The 21,174-nt window shown below is 71.7% G+C and carries 18 protein-coding genes; 11 read left to right on the top strand and 7 right to left on the bottom strand.

Annotated features, from left to right (window positions below):
• Positions 1-15 precede the first annotated feature (15 nt).
• The 6 genes from FIP57_RS14880 to FIP57_RS14855 are packed head-to-tail and all read left to right on the top strand — an operon-like array spanning position 16 to position 8,015.
• The gene (locus tag FIP57_RS14880) at positions 16-2,895 is read left to right on the top strand and encodes an aconitate hydratase (protein ID WP_148574330.1); all 2,880 of its coding nucleotides are present in this window, start codon (positions 16-18) and stop codon (positions 2,893-2,895) included.
• A gap of 56 nt (positions 2,896-2,951) precedes the next feature.
• On the top strand, positions 2,952-3,323 hold the full coding sequence (locus FIP57_RS14875) for a hypothetical protein (protein WP_148574329.1): 372 nt from the start codon (positions 2,952-2,954) through the stop codon (positions 3,321-3,323).
• A gap of 20 nt (positions 3,324-3,343) precedes the next feature.
• Complete coding sequence (locus tag FIP57_RS14870; RefSeq protein WP_148574328.1) at positions 3,344-4,279, top strand: SMP-30/gluconolactonase/LRE family protein; 936 nt, start codon at positions 3,344-3,346, stop codon at positions 4,277-4,279.
• A 33-nt stretch (positions 4,280-4,312) separates the two neighbouring features.
• Entirely contained in the window at positions 4,313-6,250 is a 1,938-nt protein-coding gene (gene dxs, locus FIP57_RS14865) for a 1-deoxy-D-xylulose-5-phosphate synthase (protein ID WP_148574327.1), read from the top strand.
• Complete coding sequence (locus FIP57_RS14860) at positions 6,247-7,185, top strand: proteasome assembly chaperone family protein (protein ID WP_148574326.1); 939 nt, start codon at positions 6,247-6,249, stop codon at positions 7,183-7,185. Before dxs ends, FIP57_RS14860 begins: the two co-directional genes overlap by 4 nt.
• Positions 7,185-8,015 carry an acyl-CoA thioesterase gene (locus FIP57_RS14855; protein WP_148574325.1) on the top strand — a complete coding sequence of 277 codons (831 nt, stop codon included), beginning with the start codon at positions 7,185-7,187 and terminating at the stop codon, positions 8,013-8,015. The genes FIP57_RS14860 and FIP57_RS14855 overlap by 1 nt, the downstream gene beginning before the upstream one ends.
• A 97-nt stretch (positions 8,016-8,112) precedes the next feature.
• Here the strand turns inward: FIP57_RS14855 and FIP57_RS14850 are convergent, their stop codons facing one another.
• Entirely contained in the window at positions 8,113-8,943 is an 831-nt protein-coding gene (locus FIP57_RS14850; protein ID WP_148574324.1) for a DUF4190 domain-containing protein, read from the bottom strand.
• Between the two features lie 226 nt (positions 8,944-9,169).
• Between FIP57_RS14850 and FIP57_RS14845 the strand changes: the two genes are divergently transcribed.
• Positions 9,170-9,907: a hypothetical protein gene (locus FIP57_RS14845; protein WP_148574323.1), complete on the top strand. Its 738-nt coding sequence runs from the start codon at positions 9,170-9,172 to the stop codon at positions 9,905-9,907.
• Between the two features lie 139 nt (positions 9,908-10,046).
• Here FIP57_RS14845 and FIP57_RS14840 read toward each other — a convergent pair whose 3' ends face one another.
• Positions 10,047-10,952 (bottom strand): MaoC family dehydratase, encoded by a 906-nt coding sequence (locus FIP57_RS14840; protein WP_238993494.1) that lies wholly within the window; start codon positions 10,950-10,952, stop codon positions 10,047-10,049.
• A 1-nt stretch (position 10,953) separates the two neighbouring features.
• Positions 10,954-12,294, bottom strand: coding sequence for a 3-oxoacyl-ACP reductase (locus FIP57_RS14835; protein WP_148574322.1), 1,341 nt, complete (start codon positions 12,292-12,294; stop codon positions 10,954-10,956).
• A 127-nt stretch (positions 12,295-12,421) separates the two neighbouring features.
• Between FIP57_RS14835 and FIP57_RS14830 the strand changes: the two genes are divergently transcribed.
• Entirely contained in the window at positions 12,422-13,702 is a 1,281-nt protein-coding gene (locus FIP57_RS14830; RefSeq protein WP_148574321.1) for an acetyl-CoA C-acetyltransferase, read from the top strand.
• 15 nt (positions 13,703-13,717) lie between these two features.
• On the opposite strand, the gene FIP57_RS14825 is transcribed toward FIP57_RS14830, so the two are convergent.
• Positions 13,718-14,413, bottom strand: a complete 696-nt coding sequence (locus FIP57_RS14825) for a TetR/AcrR family transcriptional regulator (protein ID WP_148574320.1) — start codon at positions 14,411-14,413, stop codon at positions 13,718-13,720.
• Between the two features lie 107 nt (positions 14,414-14,520).
• Here FIP57_RS14825 and FIP57_RS14820 point away from each other — a divergent pair, with 107 nt between their 5' ends.
• Positions 14,521-14,844: a PadR family transcriptional regulator gene (locus tag FIP57_RS14820; RefSeq protein WP_148574319.1), complete on the top strand. Its 324-nt coding sequence runs from the start codon at positions 14,521-14,523 to the stop codon at positions 14,842-14,844.
• Positions 14,845-14,849: 5 nt separating this feature from the next.
• Positions 14,850-15,842: a permease prefix domain 1-containing protein gene (locus FIP57_RS14815; RefSeq protein WP_148574318.1), complete on the top strand. Its 993-nt coding sequence runs from the start codon at positions 14,850-14,852 to the stop codon at positions 15,840-15,842.
• Between the two features lie 16 nt (positions 15,843-15,858).
• Here FIP57_RS14815 and FIP57_RS14810 read toward each other — a convergent pair whose 3' ends face one another.
• Positions 15,859-17,598 carry a sulfatase family protein gene (locus tag FIP57_RS14810; RefSeq protein WP_148574317.1) on the bottom strand — a complete coding sequence of 580 codons (1,740 nt, stop codon included), beginning with the start codon at positions 17,596-17,598 and terminating at the stop codon, positions 15,859-15,861.
• A gap of 93 nt (positions 17,599-17,691) precedes the next feature.
• Positions 17,692-19,230, bottom strand: a complete 1,539-nt coding sequence (locus tag FIP57_RS14805) for an ATP-dependent DNA ligase (RefSeq protein WP_203231282.1) — start codon at positions 19,228-19,230, stop codon at positions 17,692-17,694.
• Between the two features lie 21 nt (positions 19,231-19,251).
• Here FIP57_RS14805 and FIP57_RS14800 point away from each other — a divergent pair, with 21 nt between their 5' ends.
• Positions 19,252-20,190, top strand: a complete 939-nt coding sequence (locus tag FIP57_RS14800; protein WP_148574316.1) for a DNA-3-methyladenine glycosylase family protein — start codon at positions 19,252-19,254, stop codon at positions 20,188-20,190.
• 15 nt (positions 20,191-20,205) lie between these two features.
• On the opposite strand, the gene FIP57_RS14795 is transcribed toward FIP57_RS14800, so the two are convergent.
• Positions 20,206-21,168 carry an MvdC/MvdD family ATP grasp protein gene (locus FIP57_RS14795; RefSeq protein ID WP_148574315.1) on the bottom strand — a complete coding sequence of 321 codons (963 nt, stop codon included), beginning with the start codon at positions 21,166-21,168 and terminating at the stop codon, positions 20,206-20,208.
• Between the last annotated feature and the right edge of the window lie 6 nt (positions 21,169-21,174).

Below are 21,174 nucleotides of genomic sequence, written 5' to 3'. Positions count from 1 at the left end.
GGACAGGAGACGGTGATGGCGAGCGTGGACAGCTTCGGTGCCAAGGGCGCCTTGGACGTGGAGGGCTCCTCCTACGAGATCTACCGGCTGGACGCCGTCTCCGGGGACGGGCTCGACGTCGCGTCGCTGCCCTACAGCCTCAAGGTGCTCCTGGAGAACCTGCTCCGCACCGAGGACGGCGCCAACATCACGGCCGACGACATCCAGGCGCTCGCCGGCTGGGACCCCGACGCCGACCCGAGCAAGGAGATCCAGTTCACCCCGGCGCGGGTGATCATGCAGGACTTCACCGGCGTCCCCTGCGTCGTCGACCTCGCGACGATGCGCGAGGCGATGGCCCAGCTCGGGGGCGACCCCAACCGCATCAACCCGCTCGCTCCGGCGGAGCTGGTCATCGACCACTCCGTGATCGCCGACATCTTCGGCAGCCCGGAGGCGTTCGAGCGCAACGTCGAGATCGAGTACGAGCGCAACCGCGAGCGCTACCAGTTCCTCCGCTGGGGCCAGGGCGCCTTCTCCGACTTCAAGGTCGTCCCGCCCGGCACGGGCATCGTGCACCAGGTCAACATCGAGCACCTGGCCCGCACGGTCTTCACCCGTGAGGTCGACGGCGTCACCCAGGCCTACCCCGACACCTGCGTCGGCACCGACTCCCACACCACGATGGTCAACGGCATCGGCGTCGTCGGCTGGGGCGTCGGCGGCATCGAGGCGGAGGCCGCGATGCTCGGCCAGCCGGTGTCGATGCTGATCCCGCGGGTCGTCGGCTTCAAGCTGACCGGCGAGCTCCCCGAGGGCTCGACCGCGACCGACCTCGTGCTCACGATCACCGAGATGCTGCGCAAGCACGGCGTCGTCGGCAAGTTCGTCGAGTTCTACGGCGAGGGCGTCGGCGCCCTCCCGCTGGCGAACCGCGCCACGATCGGCAACATGTCGCCGGAGTTCGGCTCCACCATCGCGGTCTTCCCGATCGACGGCGAGACGATCAACTACCTGCGGCTGACCGGTCGCAAGGAGGAGCAGCTCCAGCTCGTCGAGGCCTACGCCAAGGAGCAGGGTCTCTGGCACGACCCGTCCGCCGAGGGCTACGTCGAGCCGCGCTACTCCGAGCGCCTCGAGCTCGACCTCTCCACCGTGGTCCCGTCGCTCGCCGGGCCGAAGCGCCCGCAGGACCGGGTCGCGCTCTCGGAGGCGAAGGAGGCGTTCCGGGTCGCCCTCGCCGACTACGTGTCCGCGGACGAGACCGGTGGCGAGGACCGCAAGCCCGGCGTTCCGCAGCAGGAGGAGCCCTACGGCGTGGTGTCGGAGGCGGACGAGGCCTCGGCCGAGTCGTTCCCGGCCAGCGACGCCCCGGCGTACTCCGCCGACACCAACGGCGGCGGCGAGCCGAACGACTGGCACGTCAACAAGGAGAAGGCCAAGGGCCGTCCGTCGAACCCGGTCCAGGTGGAGCTCGAGGACGGCTCGAAGTTCGAGATCGACCACGGCGCCGTGACGATCGCCGCGATCACCTCCTGCACCAACACCTCCAACCCGTCGGTGATGATCGGCGCCGCGCTGCTGGCCAAGAAGGCCGTCGAGCGCGGCCTGGTGCGCAAGCCGTGGGTGAAGACGTCGCTGGCCCCGGGCTCGAAGGTCGTCTCCGACTACTACGAGCGGTCCGGCCTCACGCCGTACCTCGACAAGCTGGGGTTCAACCTCGTCGGCTACGGCTGCACCACCTGCATCGGCAACTCCGGCCCGCTGATCCCGGAGGTCTCGCAGGCGGTCAACGACCACGACCTCGCGGTCACCGCGGTGCTCTCCGGCAACCGCAACTTCGAGGGCCGGATCAACCCAGACGTGAAGATGAACTACCTGGCCTCGCCGCCGCTGGTGGTCGCCTACGCGCTCGCCGGTTCGATGGACGTCGACCTGTTCAACGAGCCGCTGGGGCAGGACAAGGACGGCCAGGACGTCTTCCTCAAGGACATCTGGCCCTCGCCGCAGGAGGTCGAGGAGGTCATCGCCGACGCGATGAGCCCGGAGACCTTCGCCCGTGAGTACGCCGACGTGTTCGCCGGTGACGAGCGGTGGCAGAACCTCCCGACCCCCGAGGGCGACACCTTCGAGTGGGACGGCGAGTCGACCTACGTGCGGCGCCCGCCGTACTTCGACGAGATGCCGGAGGAGCCCGCCCCGGTCGAGGACATCACCGGCGCCCGGGTGCTGCTCAAGCTCGGCGACTCGGTGACCACCGACCACATCTCGCCGGCCGGTGCGATCAAGAAGGACTCCCCGGCGGGGCAGTACCTCCGGGAGCACGGCGTCGACCAGCGGGACTTCAACTCCTACGGCTCGCGCCGCGGCAACCACGAGGTCATGATCCGCGGCACGTTCGCCAACATCCGGCTCCGCAACCAGATCGCCCCGGGCACCGAGGGCGGCTACACCCGCGACTTCACCCAGGACGACGCCCCGGTGACCTCGGTCTACGAGGCCTCGGAGCACTACCTGGAGCAGGGCACCCCGCTCGTCGTGCTGGCCGGCAAGGAGTACGGCTCCGGCTCGTCCCGCGACTGGGCGGCCAAGGGCACCGCGCTCCTGGGCGTCAAGGCGGTCATCGCCGAGTCGTACGAGCGGATCCACCGCTCGAACCTCATCGGCATGGGCGTCCTCCCGCTGCAGTTCCCCGAGGGCGAGAACGCCGAGTCGCTCGGGCTCACCGGCGAGGAGACGTTCTCGATCGAGGGGGTCACCGCGATGAACGACGGCGACACCCCGCGCACGGTCAAGGTGAAGGCCGGCGACAAGGAGTTCGACGCGGTGGTCCGCATCGACACCCCGGGCGAGGCCGACTACTACCGGCACGGCGGGATCATGCAGTACGTGCTCCGTTCGTTGCTCAAGGGCTGACCTGCCCCGATACCCCCGGGTCGAACACCTGTTCGACCCGGGGGTATCGTCATCCCATGACGACGCCCTACGTACCTCCGGGGTGGCCGTCCCAGGTCCGGCCCCCGGGCGTGCCGGGGTGGGAGCGGAGCGCAGTCGGGTGGCTGCTCGACCTCTGCCCGCCGGAGTACCGCGGCTACCCGGTGCTGCGCCGCCACGAGGTGGTGCTCGCCCGGTTCGCCCGGCTCCACGTCGAGGGGTGCCAGGCGGCGGTCCGGCGGGGGCTGAGCGAGGCCCGGGCGGTGCTCCGCGACGTCGCCGACCCGGACACCGTCGACCGTGCGGTGCTGGCCTGGCAGGCCGAGGAGGTCCGGCTGCTGGGCGAGCACCGGGCGGTGCTGCTGGTCGAGGAGGCGTTGCGCGGCCGCCGGTTCGTGGCCCGGCTGTGACGGTGTCTAGTCTGCGGCGGGTGCAGACCACGACGCAGCAGAGCGGACTCCAGCCCGTGACCGTCGTCCCCGTGCCCGGCAACGGCGCCGAGGACGTCCTCGTCGCCGAGGACGGCACCGTCTACACCGGGACCGACGACGGCAGTGTCTTCGCGGTCTCCGCCGACGGCGACACGGTCCGGCGGGTGGTGCGCACCGGGGGACGGCCGCTCGGGCTCGAGTGGCTCCCCGACGGCCGGCTGCTGGTCTGCGACGCGCACGCCGGGCTCCTGGCGGTCGACGTGGCCTCGGGCACCGTCGAGACCCTCGTGACCGAGGTCGACGGCGAGCGGATGGTGTTCTGCAACAACGCCGCGGTCCACGACGACGGCACGATCTGGTTCACCGACTCCTCCCGGGTCCACCCGATCGAGCGGTGGAAGGCGGACATGGTCGAGGACACCCGCACCGGCCGGCTGCTGCGCCGGGACCCCGACGGGCGGGTCGAGGTCGTGCTCGACGGGCTGCGGTTCGCCAACGGCGTCGCGCTGGCGCCGGACCGCTCCTGCGTGTACGTCGCCGAGACGACCGGGCGGACCGTCGTACGGCACCGGGTGGGCGGGGGACGGGACCACCTGGTCGTCGACCTGCCCGGCTACCCCGACAACATCGCGACCGGCACCGACGGGCTGGTGTGGGTGACGATCGCCTCGCCGACGGACCCCGTCGTCGAGAGGTTGATCACCTCCCCGCTGCGGCTCCGGCAGCTCGCGTGGCGGCTCCCCGAGGCGCTCCAGCCGGCCCCCAAGCGGAACACCCGGGTGATGGCCTTCGACGCCGACGGCCGGGTGGTGCACGACCGGCCGCTGGACGCCGCGGCGTACCACGTCGTCACCGGTGTCCGCGAGCACCACGGCCGGGTCTGGCTCGGCAGCCTGGTCGAGCCCGCGGTGGCCTGGTTCGACCTCATAGACTGAAGCGTCGTCCACCGCCACCAGGAAGGTCACCGCATGGGGCACCTCGACTCGCTCACCGGGCCGCGCGACCTGCGCGCGCTCGATGACGGGGGGTTGGACGAGCTGGCGACCGAGATCCGCGACCTGCTGGTCACCACCTGCTCGCCGCGCGGGGGCCACCTCGGCCCCAACCTCGGCGTCGTCGAGCTCACGCTCGCGATCCACCGCGTCTTCGACTCCCCGCACGACCGGGTGGTCTTCGACACCGGCCACCAGGCCTACGTCCACAAGATGCTCACCGGGCGGGCGAAGCAGTTCCACACGCTGCGCCAGGAGGGCGGGCTGTCGGGCTACCCGAGCCAGGCGGAGTCCGACCACGACATCGTGGAGAACTCCCACGCGTCCACCGCGCTGTCCTACGCCGACGGGCTCGCGAAGGCCTACGCGCTGCGCGGCGAGGACCGCCACGTCGTCGCGGTCATCGGCGACGGCGCGCTGACGGGTGGCATGGCCTGGGAGGCGCTCAACAACATCGCCACCACCGACGGCTCCGCGGAGCACCGCCGGCTGGTGATCGTCGTCAACGACAACGGCCGCTCCTACACCCCGACCGTGGGCGGGCTGGCCAACCACCTGACCGCGCTGCGCACCGACCCGCGCTACGAGCCGGTGCTCGAGCTCGTGAAGCGGCGGCTCACCGGCGTGCCCGGTGTCGGTCAGCCGGTCTACGACGCGCTGCACGCGATCAAGAAGGGGATGAAGGACGCCCTCGCGCCGCAGGGGCTCTTCGAGGACCTCGGGCTCAAGTACGTCGGCCCCGTGGACGGCCACGACCGCCCCGCCCTCGAGCAGGCGCTGGCGAAGGCGAAGCGGTTCGACGGGCCGGTCATCGTGCACGCGATGACGAAGAAGGGGTTCGGCTACCGCGCCGCCGAGGCCCACGAGGCCGACCAGTTCCACTCGCCGGGGCCGTTCGACGTGGCGACCGGCAAGGAAGCGGTGCGCGGCCAGATCTGGACCGACGTGTTCGCCGACGAGATGCTGCGCATCGGCGAGGAGCGGCCCGACGTCGTGGCGATCACCGCCGCGATGCTCCACCCCGTGGGGCTCGACCTGTTCGCGCGGCGGTGGCCGGAGCGCACCTTCGACGTCGGCATCGCCGAGCAGCACGCCGCCACCTCGGCCGCGGGGCTCGCGATGGGCGGGCTGCACCCCGTCGTCGCCGTCTACGCCACCTTCCTCAACCGCGCCTTCGACCAGGTGCTGATGGACGTCGCGCTGCACCGGTGCGGCGTCACGTTCGTGCTCGACCGGGCCGGGGTCACCGGCGACGACGGCGCCTCGCACAACGGCATGTGGGACATGTCGGTGCTCCAGGTGGTTCCCGGGCTGCGGCTCGCCGCGCCGCGCGACGCCACCCGCCTCCGCGAGCTGCTGCAGGAGGCGGTGCAGGTCGACGACGCGCCGACGGTCGTGCGCTATCCCAAGGGGCCGCCGATCGCCGACGTCGCCGCCGTCGACAAGGTCGGCGGTGCCGACGTGCTCGTCCGCGAGGGTGCGCGCGACGTGCTGATCGTCGCCGTGGGCGCGATGGGTGCCACCTGCGTGGAGGTCGCCGAGCGGCTCCGCGACCAGGGCATCGGCACCACCGTGGTCGACCCGCGGTGGGTCAAGCCGGTCGACCCCGCGCTGGTCGAGCTGGCCCGCCACCACCGCCTCGTCGTCAGCGTCGAGGACAACGGGGTCGTCGGCGGCTGCGGCTCGGTCCTCCTGCAGACCCTCTCCGAGGCGCGGGTCACCACGCCGGTCCGTCTGCACGGCATCCCGCAGCGGTTCCTCGACCACGCGAAGCGGGCCAGCATCCTCGAGCAGATCGGGCTCACGCCGCAGGCGCTGGCGCGCAGCATCGTCGAGGACGTGACCGCGCTCGACGACGGCCCCGCCCCGACCTCCGTCCGTGACCCGTTTGTCGACGTCGACCGGGCCCGATGAGCGAGCACGTCCACATCGTCGACGACGTCCCCGAGCTCGACGGCGGGGCGGACCCGGCCGCACCCGGGCCGGTCCTGCTGGTCGCGCTCGACGGGTTCCTCGACGCCGGCAACGCCGGGCGGATCGCCGTCGACCACCTGTTGGGGATCCAGCCCGACGAGCAGGGCGGCAAGGTCGTCGCGAGCTTCGAGATCGACGCGTTCTACGACTACCGCGCACGCCGGCCGGCGATGGCGTTCGTGGAGGACCACTACGAGGGGTACGTCGCTCCTCGGCTCGTCGCGCGGCTGCAGACCGACGCCGGCGGCACGCCGTACCTCCTCATGCACGGGCCTGAGCCGGACACCCACTGGGAGGCGTTCGCCCGCGCGGTCCGCGAGGTCGTCGAGCACTTCCGGGTGCGGCTCGTGGTCTTCATGGGGGCGGTCCCGATGGCGGTGCCGCACAGCCGGCCGGTGATGGTGACCAACCACGCGACGCGCTCCGAGCTCCTGATGAGCCGCAACGTGTGGCGCGGCGTCATCCGGATCCCGGCGAGCGCGATGTCGATGCTCGAGCAGCGGCTGGGGGAGTGGGGCCACGACGCGACGGGGTTCGTCGCGCACGTGCCGCACTACGTCGCCCAGGGCGACTACCCGGCCGCGGCCGTCAAGCTGCTCGAGTGCCTGGAGGTCGTGACCGGGCTGCAGTGGCAGCTCGAGGAGCTCCAGACGGCCGCGGTGGTGCGGAGCGGGGAGATCGCGCAGCAGGTCGCCGAGTCGCCGGAGGTGGGCGAGGTGGTCGCCGGGCTCGAGCAGCAGTACGACGCCTTCGCGCGCGCCGCCGAGGAGGGGCCACTGCCGCTCGCGGAGGAGCAGGAGCTCCCGACCGCCGAGGAGCTCGGCGCCGAGTTCGAGCGGTTCCTCGCCTCCCAGGCCGAATCCGAGGACGACTGATGCCGGCGACCGCGGACGAGCTGGTGGCGCTGCTCGACCTCGAGACGATCGACCTCAACCTCTTCCGTGGCCAGCAGCCGAACACCACGATGCAGCGGGTCTTCGGTGGACAGGTCGCCGCGCAGGCGCTGGTCGCCGCGACCCGCACGGTGCCGGACGACATGGCGGTGCACTCGCTGCACAGCTACTTCATGCGCCCCGGCGACACCTCCGTGCCGATCGTCTACGACGTCGAGCGGGTGCGCGACGGCCGGTCGTTCACCACGCGGCGCGCGCTCGCGCGCCAGCACGGGCGGCCGATCTACGCGATGACCGCGAGCTACCAGCGCGTCGAGGAGGGGTTCGACCACCAGGACCCGATGCCCGAGGTGCCGTCGCCGGCAGAATCGACCGACATCGCCGCGGCGCTCTCGAAGCCCGGCTCGGAGCACCGCCAGGAGTGGCTGCGCGAGTGGGCGGCGCTCGAGCTGCGCCACGCCGGCAACCCGACCCCTGGCGCGCGCAGCCGCTACTGGGTCAAGACCGCGCAGGAGCTCCCCGACCAGCGGCTGGTCCACGAGGCGGTCCTGACCTACCTCAGCGACATGACGCTGATCGGCGTCGCACTGGTGCCGTACGGCCGCACCCCGAGCAGCCCCGACGTGCAGGTCGCCTCCCTGGACCACACGATCTGGTTCCACCGGCCGTTCCGCGCCGACGAGTGGCTGCTCTACGACCAGTCGTCCCCGAGCGCGTCCGGCGCGCGGGGGCTGGCGTTGGGCCGGCTCTTCACCGAGGACGGGCGGCTCGTCGCGACCGTGGCGCAGGAGGGGCTGATCCGGCCGCGCTGAGTCGTGTAGCTCGCTTCGTGCTCAGGCAAGCGGAAGCGGCCCCGACTTCCATGGAGTCGAGGCCGCTTGCTTGCGGTCAGCCGGTCGGCTCAGTGCGTCACTTGACGGCGACGAAGGTGTCGTCGCTGAACATGTCCGGTGAGACGGCCAGGACGCCGTCCTTCCACGAGTCCGTGGGAACCTCGAGCAGCTGGTCGCCCTGGACGGACGCCCCGGTGTAGAGGGTCTTGAGCGAGTCGAACTCGTTCTCGGCGATGAACATCGTGGAGCCGCTCGTCGTGTCGACGGTGGTGCCGTCGGTGCCGACGAAGTTGACGGTCGCCCACGGCGTCGAGCCCTGCTCGTCGTCACCGTTGTAGGTCGCGGTCAGGTTGACGCTGATCAGCGTCGAGCCGGCCGCGGGCTTCTGGCCGATCGAGTCCTGGGCCACCGTCTCGACCGAGTTGATCGTCACGGTCCAGTCGTCGCCGGTGATGGCGGAACCGAGCGGCGCGGGGTTCTCGCGCGTGGTGCCGACCTCGGCGTCGGAAGGTGCCTTCTCGTCGGAGGAGCCCTCGGCGCCCGACTTCGAGGGAGCCTGAACGGTCGTCTTGGTGGTCTCGTCGATCGCCTCGTCGACCGCGCTCACGAACACGGCGTTGACGAGCACGGCAATGACGACGCCGAGGGCGCCGAGGATGATGCCGGCGATGGCAAGGCCCTTGCCGGCGTTGGCCTTCTTGGACTTGGCCAGGCCGACGCCGGCCAGGACGACGCCGATGACGCCGAGCAGGATGCCGACGATGTTCAGCAGCGGGATCCACGAGCTGAGCAGACCCAGCAGGCCGAGGACGAAGCCAGCGATCGCGAGACCGTTGCTGCCCTTGGCGGGCGGCGGCGCGTACGGGCCGGGGTACGGGTGCTGGACGGGCTGTTCGGTGTAGGACAAGGTTCCCCCAGTTAGGTGATCGGTCGGCCTCGGCAGAGCTTCGGCGAGCGCGCGCACCAAACCCGAGACCATCGAATTCTCATCGACGGACGAGCTCCACGCTGGAGAACGAGCAAATTCGCCAGCTCCGCAGCCAGGACCCGGCAACGAGGGCGCGGACGCATCTCTCGCAACCCGAGGCGATCCCTTGCGGTACGTTCCAGACCGAGCGAGGGGGGAGCAGCACATGCGAAAGCTGTTGGTTGCCGGGATGGTCGGGGTCAGCGCGACGTTGGCAGGACCCCCTACGGCTGTGCATGCGGACACCCAGCAAGTCGATGCCATCGTCAAGTCGATCAAGGTCGGGGCCGTCGTATACGACAAGAAGCCCGCTTGTCCGAAGGTGGCCTACACCGTTCGACACGCCGTTGATCCCCAGGTCGACGGAAGGGTGACCGTGTCGCTGGAGCTGGAGGTGAGAAGCGGTCCCGAGGTCGTAGGGAGAATGTGGGAGTCGTCCTCCAGCGAGTCCGTCTTGAGCGGCACGTGGATGGCGTGCCCGGCTCTAGTCCCGCTAGGTCCGCTTTCCGTGCGTGTGGTTGACGGTGCGGTGCGGGGCCTCAGCGCTGACTTCATGACCTCGTACAGAGGCACTGTACGAAGCAGCGTCACGGGAAGGACCCGAGCCCAGCAGGCCACCCACTTCAAGAAGCTGCGGATGGTCGCTGGGCGCAAGCACGCGGTGACTGCAAGACCCGTGTACTTCGACGCGAGGAGCGGCAGGTTCAAGAAGCTCGAGGCAAGGACGACGGTTTCCCTGCTCCGCCAGAAGGGGACCACCTGGCGAACGGTGCGAACGTCGAGGGTCGATGCGAAGGGGCGCGTGAAGATCACCGTGAGGGCAACCAAGAAGACGTCCTACCGCCTGTTCGTCGCCCCCACACGAACGCGAGCAGCTGGCTACTCGAAGATCCTCGAGAAGTAGGTCAAGGCGAACGGCTGAGCGAACACTCCCGACGTGCGAACGCCTTGAGGGCTAGGCGGCGGTGCCGTTGTGGTCGTGGTGCTGCTGGTCGGGGTCGGATCTCGGCCGTGCCGGTGGATGCCACGCACGGCGCGACTGCTCAGGCCCGAGAAGCTCGCCCGGCGAGGTGCGGCGCGCCGTTCCGCGCGTTGCTCAACCCCAAGCCGATCGTGCCGTCCTCGCCCCGACGCGTCGCGAAGCGCACCGTGCCGGGCAGCAGGATCGGCGTCTTGAACGCGACCTCGACCCGCACGGCGTCGGGCAGCCGGTTCTCCACCGCGGCGACGCAGCGCGCCATCGACCACATGCCGTGCGCGATCTGCCGCGGGAAGCCGAACGCCTTCGCGGTGACGCCGTAGAGGTGGATCGGGTTGCGGTCGCCGGACACCGCGGCGTAGCGACGGCCGAGGTCGCCGCCGAGCCGCCACTCCACGCCGCCGTCCTCGACGAGCGGGATGCCGGCGCCGGGACGAGCGTGCGGATCGCCCTTGCCGCGGCGGAGGTACGTCGAGACCTCTTCCCACACCAGCGCGTCGTCGACGCGCACCTCGGTGAGCAGGTCGAACGCCCTGCCCTTCGCGTGACCGCGGAGGTTCGCCGCCCTCACGGACACGTCGTACCGGTCCCGCGCGGTCGTACGCCGGTGACGGGTGATCGTGTTCTCGAGGTGGACCGTGCCCATCGCGGGGAAGGGGAAGGCCGGGTCGGTCATCAGCTGCATGTGCAGCGGGAACGCCAGCATGTGCAGGTACGTCAGCGGCAGGTCGTCCTTCGCCGGGAACCCGCACACCGAGGCGTACGACGCGACGTGGCCGGTGTCGACCGGGACCGCCCGCCGCACCAGCTCGAGGTCGGGAAGGTCGCGCGCGGTCCGTCGTACCCCCGGCAGGGCGGCGACGCCCGGGATCGCCGGGAGCGCGGCGCGGACCATCAGCCCGACCGAGCTCGGCGGCTGGTCGACGACCTTGACCGGGCCGACCTGGCCGTGGGTGTCGCGCGCGGCCACCTCAGGCCCCCAGCATCATCTGGCCGCAGACCCGGACCACGTTGCCGTTGACGGCGGTCGAGGCGGGGTTGGCGTACCAGGCGATCGTCTCGGCGACGTCGACCGGGAGGCCGCCCTGCGACATCGCGTTGAGCCGGCGGCCGACCTCGCGGGTCGTGAACGGCACGGCTGCGGTCATCTTGGTCTCGATGAACCCCGGAGCGACCGCGTTGACGGTGATCCCGTCCTCGAGGTCGGGCGCGAGCGCGTCGACGAGCCCGATGACGCCGGCCTTCGAGGCGGCGTAGTTGGTCTGGCCCACGTTGCCGGCGATGCCGGCGATCGAGGCGACCCCGATGATGCGGCCGTTCGGCTTGATCGCGCCGTCCTCGAGGAGGGCGTCGGTGATCCGCTCGGGCGCGGTGAGGTTGACCGCGATCGCCGAGCCGAACGCGTCCTCCTTCATGTTCACCAGCCGCTTGTCGCGCGTGATGCCGGCGTTGTGCACGACGACGTCCACGCCGCCGTACTGCTCCTTGACGTGGTGGGTGATCCGCGCCGGGGCGTCCTTCGCGGTGATGTCGAGGGTGAGCGTGTCGCCGCCGATCTCGGTCATCACGCGGTGCAGGTCCTCGGCGGCCTGCGGGACGTCGATGCCGAGGACCTGGGCGCCGTCGCGGTGCAGCACCCGCGCGATCTGCTCGCCGATGCCACGGCTGGCGCCGGTGACGACGGCGACCTTGCCGGTCAGCGGCTTGGACCAGTCGACCTGCTCGGCCGGCTGCTTGTGGGCGCCCTTCGCGCCGATCCTGACCACCTGGCCCGAGACGTAGGCGGACTTGGGGGAGAGCAGGAACCCGAGCGTCGAGGCGATCGCATCCTCGGCGCCGGGCGAGACGTAGACGAGCTGGACGGTGCTGCCGCGGCCGACCTCCTTGCCGAGCGACCGGGTGAACCCCTCGAGGGCGCGCTGGGCGACCCGCTCGCGCGCGTCGGCGGCCTCCTCCGGCGGGCCGCCGAGGACGACGACGCGGCCGCTGCTCTCGAGCTTGCGGAGCTTGGGGGTGAAGAACCGCTGCAGCTCGACGAGCTGGTCGGACGAGGTGAGCCCGGAGGCGTCGAAGACGAGCCCCTTGTAGCGGCCCTCCTCGGTCACCTCGTCGGTGTGGCTGATCCCCAGCACGTCGAGCGCGGCGGTGACCTCGGTGGTCAGCCGGCCCTCGCCGCCGACGACCACGGTGCCCTTCACGAGGGGGTCGCCCTCGGACCAGCGGTCGAGCTCGACCGGGTTCGGGAGCCCGAGGTTCTTGGCCAGCAGCTGGCCGACCGGGGTGTGGATCAGGCTTTGGTAGCGGTCACTCATCGTGCAGGCTCCTGGCGTCGGGTCCGGGTCCGTTCAAACGTAACGACTGGTGTAACTCGGAGTCCACAGTTCGTGATCTGGCCCTCAAGCCCTTCTGCTGGCTCCGGTTACCCGTCAGTATTACCCCATGCAGACCACGACCCGCCGGGTCGCCGTCATCGGCGGCAACCGGATCCCGTTCGCCCGGTCCAACACCGTCTACTCCGACGCCTCCAACCAGGAGATGCTGACCGCCGCCATCGACGGCCTGGTCACCCGCTTCGGCCTCGAGGGGGAGCGCGTCGGCGAGGTCGTCGCGGGAGCGGTGCTCAAGCACTCCCGCGACTTCAACCTCGCCCGGGAGTCGGTGCTCGGCTCGAGGCTGGCGCCCGACACCCCGGCGTACGACATCCAGCAGGCCTGCGACACCGGCATCCAGGCCGCGATCGCCGTGGCGAACAAGATCGCCCTCGGCCAGATCGACGTCGGCATCGCCGGTGGCACCGACACCACCTCCGACGCGCCGATCGCGCTCAACGAGAAGCTGCGCAAGATCCTGCTTGAGGCCAACCGCGCCAAGACGCTGCAGGGCCGGATCGCGGCGCTGGCGAAGGTGCGGCCGCAGTACCTCGCCCCCTCGATCCCGCAGAACGGCGAGCCGCGCACCGGGCTGTCGATGGGCGAGTCCGCGGCGCTCACCGCGCTGGAGTGGCAGATCGGCCGCGAGGAGCAGGACGCCCTCGCCGTGGCCTCGCACCACAACCTCGCCCGCGCCTACGAGGAGGGGTTCCAGGACGATCTGGTCACCCCGTTCCGCGGCCTCGAGCGCGACCAGAACCTCCGCCCCGACTCGTCGATGGAGAAGCTCGCCAAGCTCAAGCCGGTCTTCGGCAAGGGCGAGACCGCGACGATGACCGCGGCGAACTCGACGCCGCTGACCGACGGCGCGTCCGTGGTCCTGCTCTGCTCGGAGGAGTACGCCGAGCAGCGCGGGTGGGAGCCGCTGGCGTACCTCACCGACCACGAGACCGCCTCGGTCGACTTCGTGCACGGCCAGGAGGGGCTGTTGATGGCCCCGGCGTACGCCATGCCGCGGATGTTGGAGCGCAACGACCTGTCGCTGCAGGACTTCGACTTCTACGAGATCCACGAGGCGTTCGCCTCGCAGGTGCTGGCGACGCTGAAGGTCTGGGAGGACCCGATCTACTGCAAGGAGCGGCTCGGCCTCGACGCCCCGCTCGGCGCGATCGACCGCTCCAAGCTGAACGTCAACGGCAGCTCGCTCGCCGCAGGGCACCCGTTCGCCGCGACCGGTGGCCGGATCATCGCGAACCTCGCCAAGCTGCTCGCCCAGAAGGGGAGCGGCCGGGGCGTGATCTCCATCTGCGCCGCCGGCGGCCAGGGCGTCACCGCGATCCTGGAGCGCTGAGCCCGTCCTGGTCCGTCAGTCGGGACGGCGGACCAGGGCGAGGCTCGACGCCACGAGGTGCTGCTTGACCTGGGCGGCGTCGATGTCGGCGACGGTCGGGACGCCGGGGGAGCCCTCCTTGACCATCACGCCGAGCCGCGCGAGCTGGAGCCCGCCGAGGCCGAGCGAGTAGAGCATGTTCGCCACCAGGTCGGGGTCCTGCTCGGCGAAGGCGCCGGTCTCCTGGCCCGCCCGGATGATGTCGACGACCCGGGTGAGGCAGTCGCTCATCCCCTTGCCGAGCTTGAAGAGCGCCGACGAGCTGAGCTCGTCGAGCAGCGCCGGGCCCATCCGCAGGATCGTGACGCCGCAGTCCACGAAGGCCGGGTGCGCGAGGCCGAAGTCGACGAACGCCTCGGTGAGCGCGCGCAGCCGCGTCTCCGGGTCGGCGCCGGTGTCGTCGGCGGCGCGGAGCCGCTCCTCGAGGTCCTTGAGGTAGGTCGCCTCGGTGAGGGCGAACAGCTCCTCCTTGCCGGTGAAGTGGCGGTAGATGATCGCGCGGTTGATGCCGACCGCCCGGGCGACGTCCTCGATCTGGGCGTCCCGCACCCCGCTGGCGTCGAACAGCTCGCGCGTGGCGGCGATGATCCGCGCCTCGCGCTCCCGGCGGCGGTCGACAGCGCTCTGCCGGCGCTGACGCGGGCCCGGGGGCGCCGTCGTCTGTTCGCTCATGCGGCACATCGTACGGTCGTGCAACTCGGAGTTGCAGCAGGTGTCCGTGTCGCAGCTTGAGGGCGTGCGCTGGACAATGGTGTGTGACGCACAGTATTGTCTCAGTCATGCCTGACGACGTCCTGGCCGGCCACCTCCAGGAGCTCCGCAGGGGGACCGTGGTGATGGCGGCCCTGGCCACGCTGAGCCGCCCGACGTACGGCTACGCGCTCCTCGAGACGCTCGCCGACGCCGGCTTCGCCGTCGACGCCAACACGCTCTACCCGCTGCTCCGCCGCCTGGAGAAGCAGGGGCTGCTGACCAGCGAGTGGAACACCGAGGAGTCACGGCCGCGGAAGTTCTACCGGGTCAGCCCCGACGGGCAGTCCCTGCTCGAGTCGCTGCTCGCGGAGTGGCAGGAGCTGCACGCATCCATCGAGAAGCTGAGGTGAGGACCATGACGACCGACCGCCGTGAGCGGACCCCCGGCACGCCGACGTTGGCGGACCGCTACGTCCACGCGGCCACCCGCCGGCTCCCCGAGGACCAGCGCGCCGACGTCGCCGACGAGCTGCGCGGCAGCATCGACGACCGCGTCGAGGCGCTGCTCGACGAGCGGCCCGGGCTGACACCGGAGCAGGCGGAGTACGCCGCCCTCGAGGAGCTGGGGGAGCCGGAGCGGCTCTCGGCCGGCTACTCGGGGCGCAAGCTCCGGCTGATCGGTCCGGAGCTGTTCCCGTCGTACGTCCGCGTGCTCAAGGGAACCCTCCTCGTGGTGCCGGTCGTCGCCTTGGTGGTGGCGACGATCGACGCGCTCGGCGGCGGCGACGTCGGGTCGGTCGTCGGCGCAGCCGTGTGGACGGCGTACACCGTCGCGGTCCAGGTGGCCTTCTGGGTGACCGCGGTCTTCGCCGTCGTCGAGCGAGGCCCGGACGACGACGTGCGGGAGTCGGTCGGCGCGGTGTGGACGCCCGACCAGCTTCCCGAGCTGTCACGCGCCCACCGCGGCTCGGTCACCGACCTCGTCGCGGCGCTGGTCTTCCTGTGGCTGTTCGGCGCCGCGATCGTCTGGCAGCAGCTCAACCCCTCGGTGTCGTACGACGGGGAGGACGTGCCGGTCCTCGACCCGGAGCTCTGGACGTTCTGGCTGCCGCTGGTGCTCGTCCTGATCGTCGCCGAGATGGTGTTCGAGGTGGTGAAGTACCGCGCGGGCGGGTGGACGACGCGGCTGGCCACGCTCAACGTGGTCCTCGGCGCGGTGTTCACGGCCCCGGTCGTGTACCTCGCCGCGTCCGACCGGCTGCTCAACCCCCACGCGGTCGCCGGGATCCAGGAGCACTGGGCCGAGTTCGACCCGGACGTCGTGGGGCTGATCGTCGTCCTGTCCGCCGTGGTGATCTACGTCTGGGACGTGGTCGACGGGTGGCGCAAGGCGCTGGTCGCCCGGTGACCTCGCGGGGGACCGGTCAGCGGCCGTAGAGCTTCGAGACCGCGGCCCAGTAGCCCCGGGTCGTCCGCTTGGTCTGCTGGACGCTCTGCCGCAGTGCCGGGTCCATGGCGGTGCGGCACTCGGCCCCCACGCAGTCCTTGTACTGCCACCAGGTCTCGGTGAGCTGCTCCTGCACCGCGGCGTACGCCGGGTCGCCGAACCGGTTCTCCATCTGGGCCGGGTCCGTCCGGAGGTCGTAGAGCTCGCCCTCGCCGTTGTCGTAGAGGGTGAACGAGTAGCGAGGGGTGCGGAGCCCCACGGAGTCCCGGGCGTCGCCGTCGACGAAGCCCGGCGCGACCCGCTGACCGCCGACGGTGTAGACCGCCTCGGTGACGACCGGCGCCGTCCACCCCTGGTCGCCGCGGCGGATCGTCCGCAGCCGTGACGTGCCGTCCGGGGTGAGCGGGGGAGCGGCATTGGCGATGTCGAGGATCGTCGCGGTGACGTCGACCGTGCTGATCGGGTCGTAGCGCTTCTGGCCGCTGCGCATGCCGGGGCCGGTGACCAGGAAGGGCACCCGCAGGGACGGCTCGTGCGCGCGGACCTTGCCGCTGGGCTGCCGGTGCTCGCCGAGGAAGTAGCCGTTGTCGGAGGTGAACACCAGCACGGTGTCGTCCCACTCGCCCTTCTTGGTGAGCACCTTCACCAGGCGGGCGACCTGCTGGTCGACGACGTAGATCGCCTCGGCCCGCTGCCGGGTCACCTCGGCGAGCGCGGCGAGCTGGCCGGCGGTGAAGTCCTTGCGGGCCCGGAAGAACGACGGCTTGTCCGAGACGTCGAGCTCGCCGGAGCGGCTGCCCGGTGCGATGCCGGCGCCGCGCTTGACGACCTTGTCGAACATCCCCTTGACCCAGCGGGGCCGGGCCGGCGTGGAGTAGCCGTCGTAGGTGCCGTCGACGTCGGTGCGCTGCCGCGGGTCGTCGTGCTCGAACGGCGTGCCGTGGTGCGGCGCGACGTACGACACGAACATGAAGAAGGGGTTCGGCGAGGCGGCGAACCGGCGGGCCATCCTCACCGAGAACGTGCCGAGGACGTCGGTCTGGTACTGCCCCTTGTAGCGGTTGTCGACCTTGCCGTTGACGTTGTAGGGGCTGTCGAAGTAGTTGTACGTGCCGCCGTGGATCCCGGGGACGCCCGGGTTGGTGAACGAGGCGCGCCAGTCGGTCCACCCGTTCGGCACGTAGAGGTACGACGGCTCGCCGGTGACCTTCGAGGCGTCCTTGCCGTAGCCGTTGAGGTACTTGCCGATGAACCCGGTCCGGTAGCCCGCCTCGGACAGCGAGGTCGCGATCGTGCGCGAGTCGTCGAAGGAGCCGTAGCCATAGGGAGCGCCGTGCCAGTAGACGCCGTGGTTGTGCGCGTAGACGCCGGTCAGGAACGACGCCCGGGCCGGGCAGCAGAGCGGGAACGGCGAGAAGGCGTTCTCGAACGTGACGCCGCCCTGGCCGAGGATCCGGCGGATGTTGGGGGCGAAGCGCAGGTCGTCGGCGCGCATGTCGTCGGCCATCACCACGACGATGTTGGGCCGCTTGTCCTCGGTCACCTTGCGCGGCCCGGCAGCGGCCACGGTCGTGGCGGTCGATGCCACGCCCGGTGTCGCGGTCGCGCCGCCGGCCACCGCCAGGGGTGCGGCCAGTGCGAGTGCGAGGACGGCGCCGAGCACCAGCCCGAACCGGTTTCCTCGCCCGTGCCGGCGCCCGCCGGTCTCCTCCGTCATGTCTCCCCCGTGGTCGTTCGACGTCAGCCACGGAAGGTATCGGCAGGTCAGGCGTGCTGTTCGAGTTTTTCTCGAAAAGGTAAAGAGCCGTGGTCAGCGCAGCGCCCGGACCGTCTCCACGGTGTCGGCCTCGTCGGCGGTCTTGTCGTCGCGGTAGCGGAGGACCCGGGCGAACCGCAGGGCCATCCCGCCGGGGTAGCGCGACGACGTCTGGATGCCGTCGAACGCGATCTCGACGACCTGCTCGGGTCGGACGTGCACGACGTGCCCCTCGCGAGAGGTCTCGAGGGAGAGGAACCGCTCGGTCTGCCACGCGAGCATCTCGTCGGTCATCCCCTTGAAGGTCTTGCCGAGCATCACGTAGCCGCCGCCCTCGGGGTCGCGTGCGCCGAGGTGGATGTTCGACAGCCATCCGCTGCGCCGACCGCTGCCCCACTCGACCGCGAGGACGACGAGGTCGAGGGTGTGCCGTGGCTTCACCTTCACCCACCCGGCGCCGCGCCGGCCGGCGAGGTAGGGGCTGTCGAGAGCCTTGACGACGACCCCCTCGTGGCCGGCGGCGACGGTCGCGTCGAAGAACGCCTGGGCCTCCTCGGGGGAGCTGGTGACCACCCGCGGGACGCGGTACCGCTCGGGCACCGTCTCGTCGAGCCGCGCGAGCCGGGTCGCGCCGTCGGCGTCGAGCAGGTCCTCGCCGTCGCGGTGCAGGACGTCGAAGAAGTACACCGTCAGCGGGGTGCGGCGGCGCAGCTCCTCGACCGCGACGCTGCTGCCGGTGCGCGACGCGGTCTCCTGGAACGGCCGGGGCCGCCCGTCCTCGGCGAGCGCGAGCACCTCGCCGTCGAGCACGACCGGGTCGGCCGCGAGCGCGAGCGCCGCCTCGACGACCTCGGGCAGCCGCTCGGTGACGTCGTCGAGGCTGCGCGTGTAGACCCGCACCTCGCCCCCGACCCGGTGCACCTGGACGCGGATCCCGTCGAGCTTGCGGTCGACGACGCACGCGGCCGCCATCTTCTCCAGCGCCGCTGCGACGTCGGGTGCGGACGCGGCGAGCATCGGCCGGACCGGCCGGCCGGGCACCAGGCCGAAGGCGTCCAGCGCCTCGCGGCCGCCGGACAGCGCGGCCGCGGCGACCTCGCCCGACCACGGGGTGAACATCGCGGCCCGGCGCACCGCGGTCACCGGGACCTCGGCGGCCTTGGCGATGCCGTCGAGCAGGATCGAGTCCTGGGCGCCCTGGCGGAGGTTCTCGAAGACGAGCGCCTTCAGCCACCGCTGCTCCTCCGCCGTCGCGCGGCCGAACAGCTCCGCCACCAGGGCGGTGCGCGCGGCCCGTGACCCGACGCCCGCCGTGGTGCTGATCCGCTCGAGCAGCGCGTCGACCTCGAGGACGGTGAGCATCGGCTCCGTGGCGGGTTCGGGGAGCGTCTCCAACGACCGGTAGCCGAGCCCGGTCCGCCGCTGCCGTGGCGCGCCGGCGAGGAACGCCGCGACCACCTCCACCTCGTCGGGGGCCGCCGCTCGGAGCGTCCGCTCCACCACGGCGGTCTTGGCGGTCCGGGACCGGGTCGCGGTCATCTCGACGGAGGCGCGGACCAGGTCGGCGAGGAGCACGCGGTCATTCTGCGCCATCCCGCCGCCTAGGCTGGTGCGGTGCCTGCGACCGACTCCCCGCTCGAGCGGAGCTGGCGTCCCTCCTGGCCGTGCCCGGTCGCCTCGATCCTGCTGTCGCTGCGCCGCGGCGCCGGCGACCCGACCTTCCAGCTCGACCCCGACGGCACCGTGGTGAAGGGGTGGCGCACGCCGGAGGGGCTGGTGACCCTGGCGGTGCGGGCGCTGTCCCGCGACGGCGAGGTGCGGGCGACGGCCTGGGGGCCGGGGGCCGACTGGGTGCTCGACGGGCTGCCGGAGCTGCTCGGCGCCGGCGACGACCCGACCGGGTTCGACCCCGAGCACGAGGTGCTCGCCGCGGCGTGGGGGGCCTACCCGCACTGGCGGGTGCCGCGGACCAGGCTCGTGATGGATGCGCTGGTCCCCGCGATCATCGAGCAGAAGGTCACCGGCAAGGAGGCGTTCACCTCCCAGCGCAGGCTGGTCCGCAGGTACGGCGACCCCGCACCCGGTCCCGAGGCCGAGCGACGCGGGCTGATGGTGCTGCCCGCCCCCGAGACGCTCCGGGCCATCCCGTCGTGGGAGTGGCTGCAGCTGCTCGTCGACCCGGCTCGGTCGCGGACCGTCGTACGGGTGGCGGAGCGGGCTTCGGCCCTCGAGCGGCTCGTGGACGTTCCTGTCGAGGAGGCCGACCGCCGGCTGCGCACGCTGCCCGGGGTCGGGGTGTGGACCTCGGCCGAGACCCGGGCGCGGGCGCTCGGGGACGCCGACGCGGTCAGCTTCGGCGACTTCCACGTCGCCAAGGACATCGGGTGGGCGCTCACCGGCAAGCCCGTCGACGACGAACGGCTGGCCGAGCTGCTCGAGCCCTACCGGCCGCACCGGCTGCGGGTGCAGGTGCTGGTCATGCAAGGGCGGCTGCGCCGGCCGCGGCGGGCGCCCCGGATGACGCTGCCCACGCACCTTCCCGGTCGCGTCTGACCTCGGGAGACCGGCTCAGCAGCACCACCGGGTCTCGTGCTCGCGGTCGTGGCGGTCCAGGCAGGCCGCGATCGCCTGCGGCACCGGCTGGCCGGTCCGCTCGCTGGCGAAGAGGAACTCCCCGGCCGGGTTGACCTCGAGGAAGACGTGCTCTCCGGCGGGCGTCACCCGGAGGTCCGAGGCGCCGTACGCCAGCCCGAGCCGCTTGTGCAGCGCGAGCAGCGCGGACGCGACGTCGTCGGGCAGCCGGTAGGCGAAGAGCTCGGCGGTGCCGAGCCCGGGCCGGTAGTCGACCTGGTGCTCGGCGGTCGACCGGATCGCGGTGGCGAACAGCTCGTCCTCGACCGCGACGACCCGGAGGTCGAGCTCGGCCGGGACGAACTCCTGGAAGGTCACCGGGGCGAAGCGGACCTCGTCGAGCCGCGCCTCGTCCTCGGCCGTCACCAGCGCCGTCGACCGGGGCGCCTCGCGCAGGTTGCGGAACGCCTTCCGCACCACCCCGGCGGGGCGGTGCGCCTCGAGGAACGCCGCCGCCCTCGCCGGGCTGTTGGTGATCAACGTGGGCGGGACCGCCAACCCGACCTCGCGGGCGAGCTGGAGCTGGCGGACCTTCCGCTGGGCCAGCGCGTCGACGTCGGGCGGGTTCATCCAGAAGCACTCCGTCGCCCGCCAGAACCCCTGCAGCGCCTCCTGGCTCTCCGACCAGGCGAACAGCCGGGCGGTCGGGTCGGTGAGCGCGGGGTCGAGCTCCATCGGGCGCTCGCGGCGGTACCAGACCGCGCCGATCCGGTCGGCGCGCACCGGGCCGTCCACGGTCTCCAGCGCCACCAGGTCGGGGACGGCGGTGTCCGCGAGCCGCACCTCGAGGATGGCCCGGGTGGGGAAGTCGGCCGCGTCCACGACCAGGGCGCGGCGCCGGAGGTGCTCCAGGACCGCCTCGACGTGTGGGTTGTCCCGGAAGCTGACCACGACGATCATGCGGGA

Origin of the sequence: Nocardioides caldifontis (assembly GCF_008087345.1) — a bacterium.
Taxonomy (GTDB): domain Bacteria; phylum Actinomycetota; class Actinomycetes; order Propionibacteriales; family Nocardioidaceae; genus Marmoricola_A; species Marmoricola_A caldifontis.
This window is presented reverse-complemented; position numbering and strand designations above follow the sequence as displayed.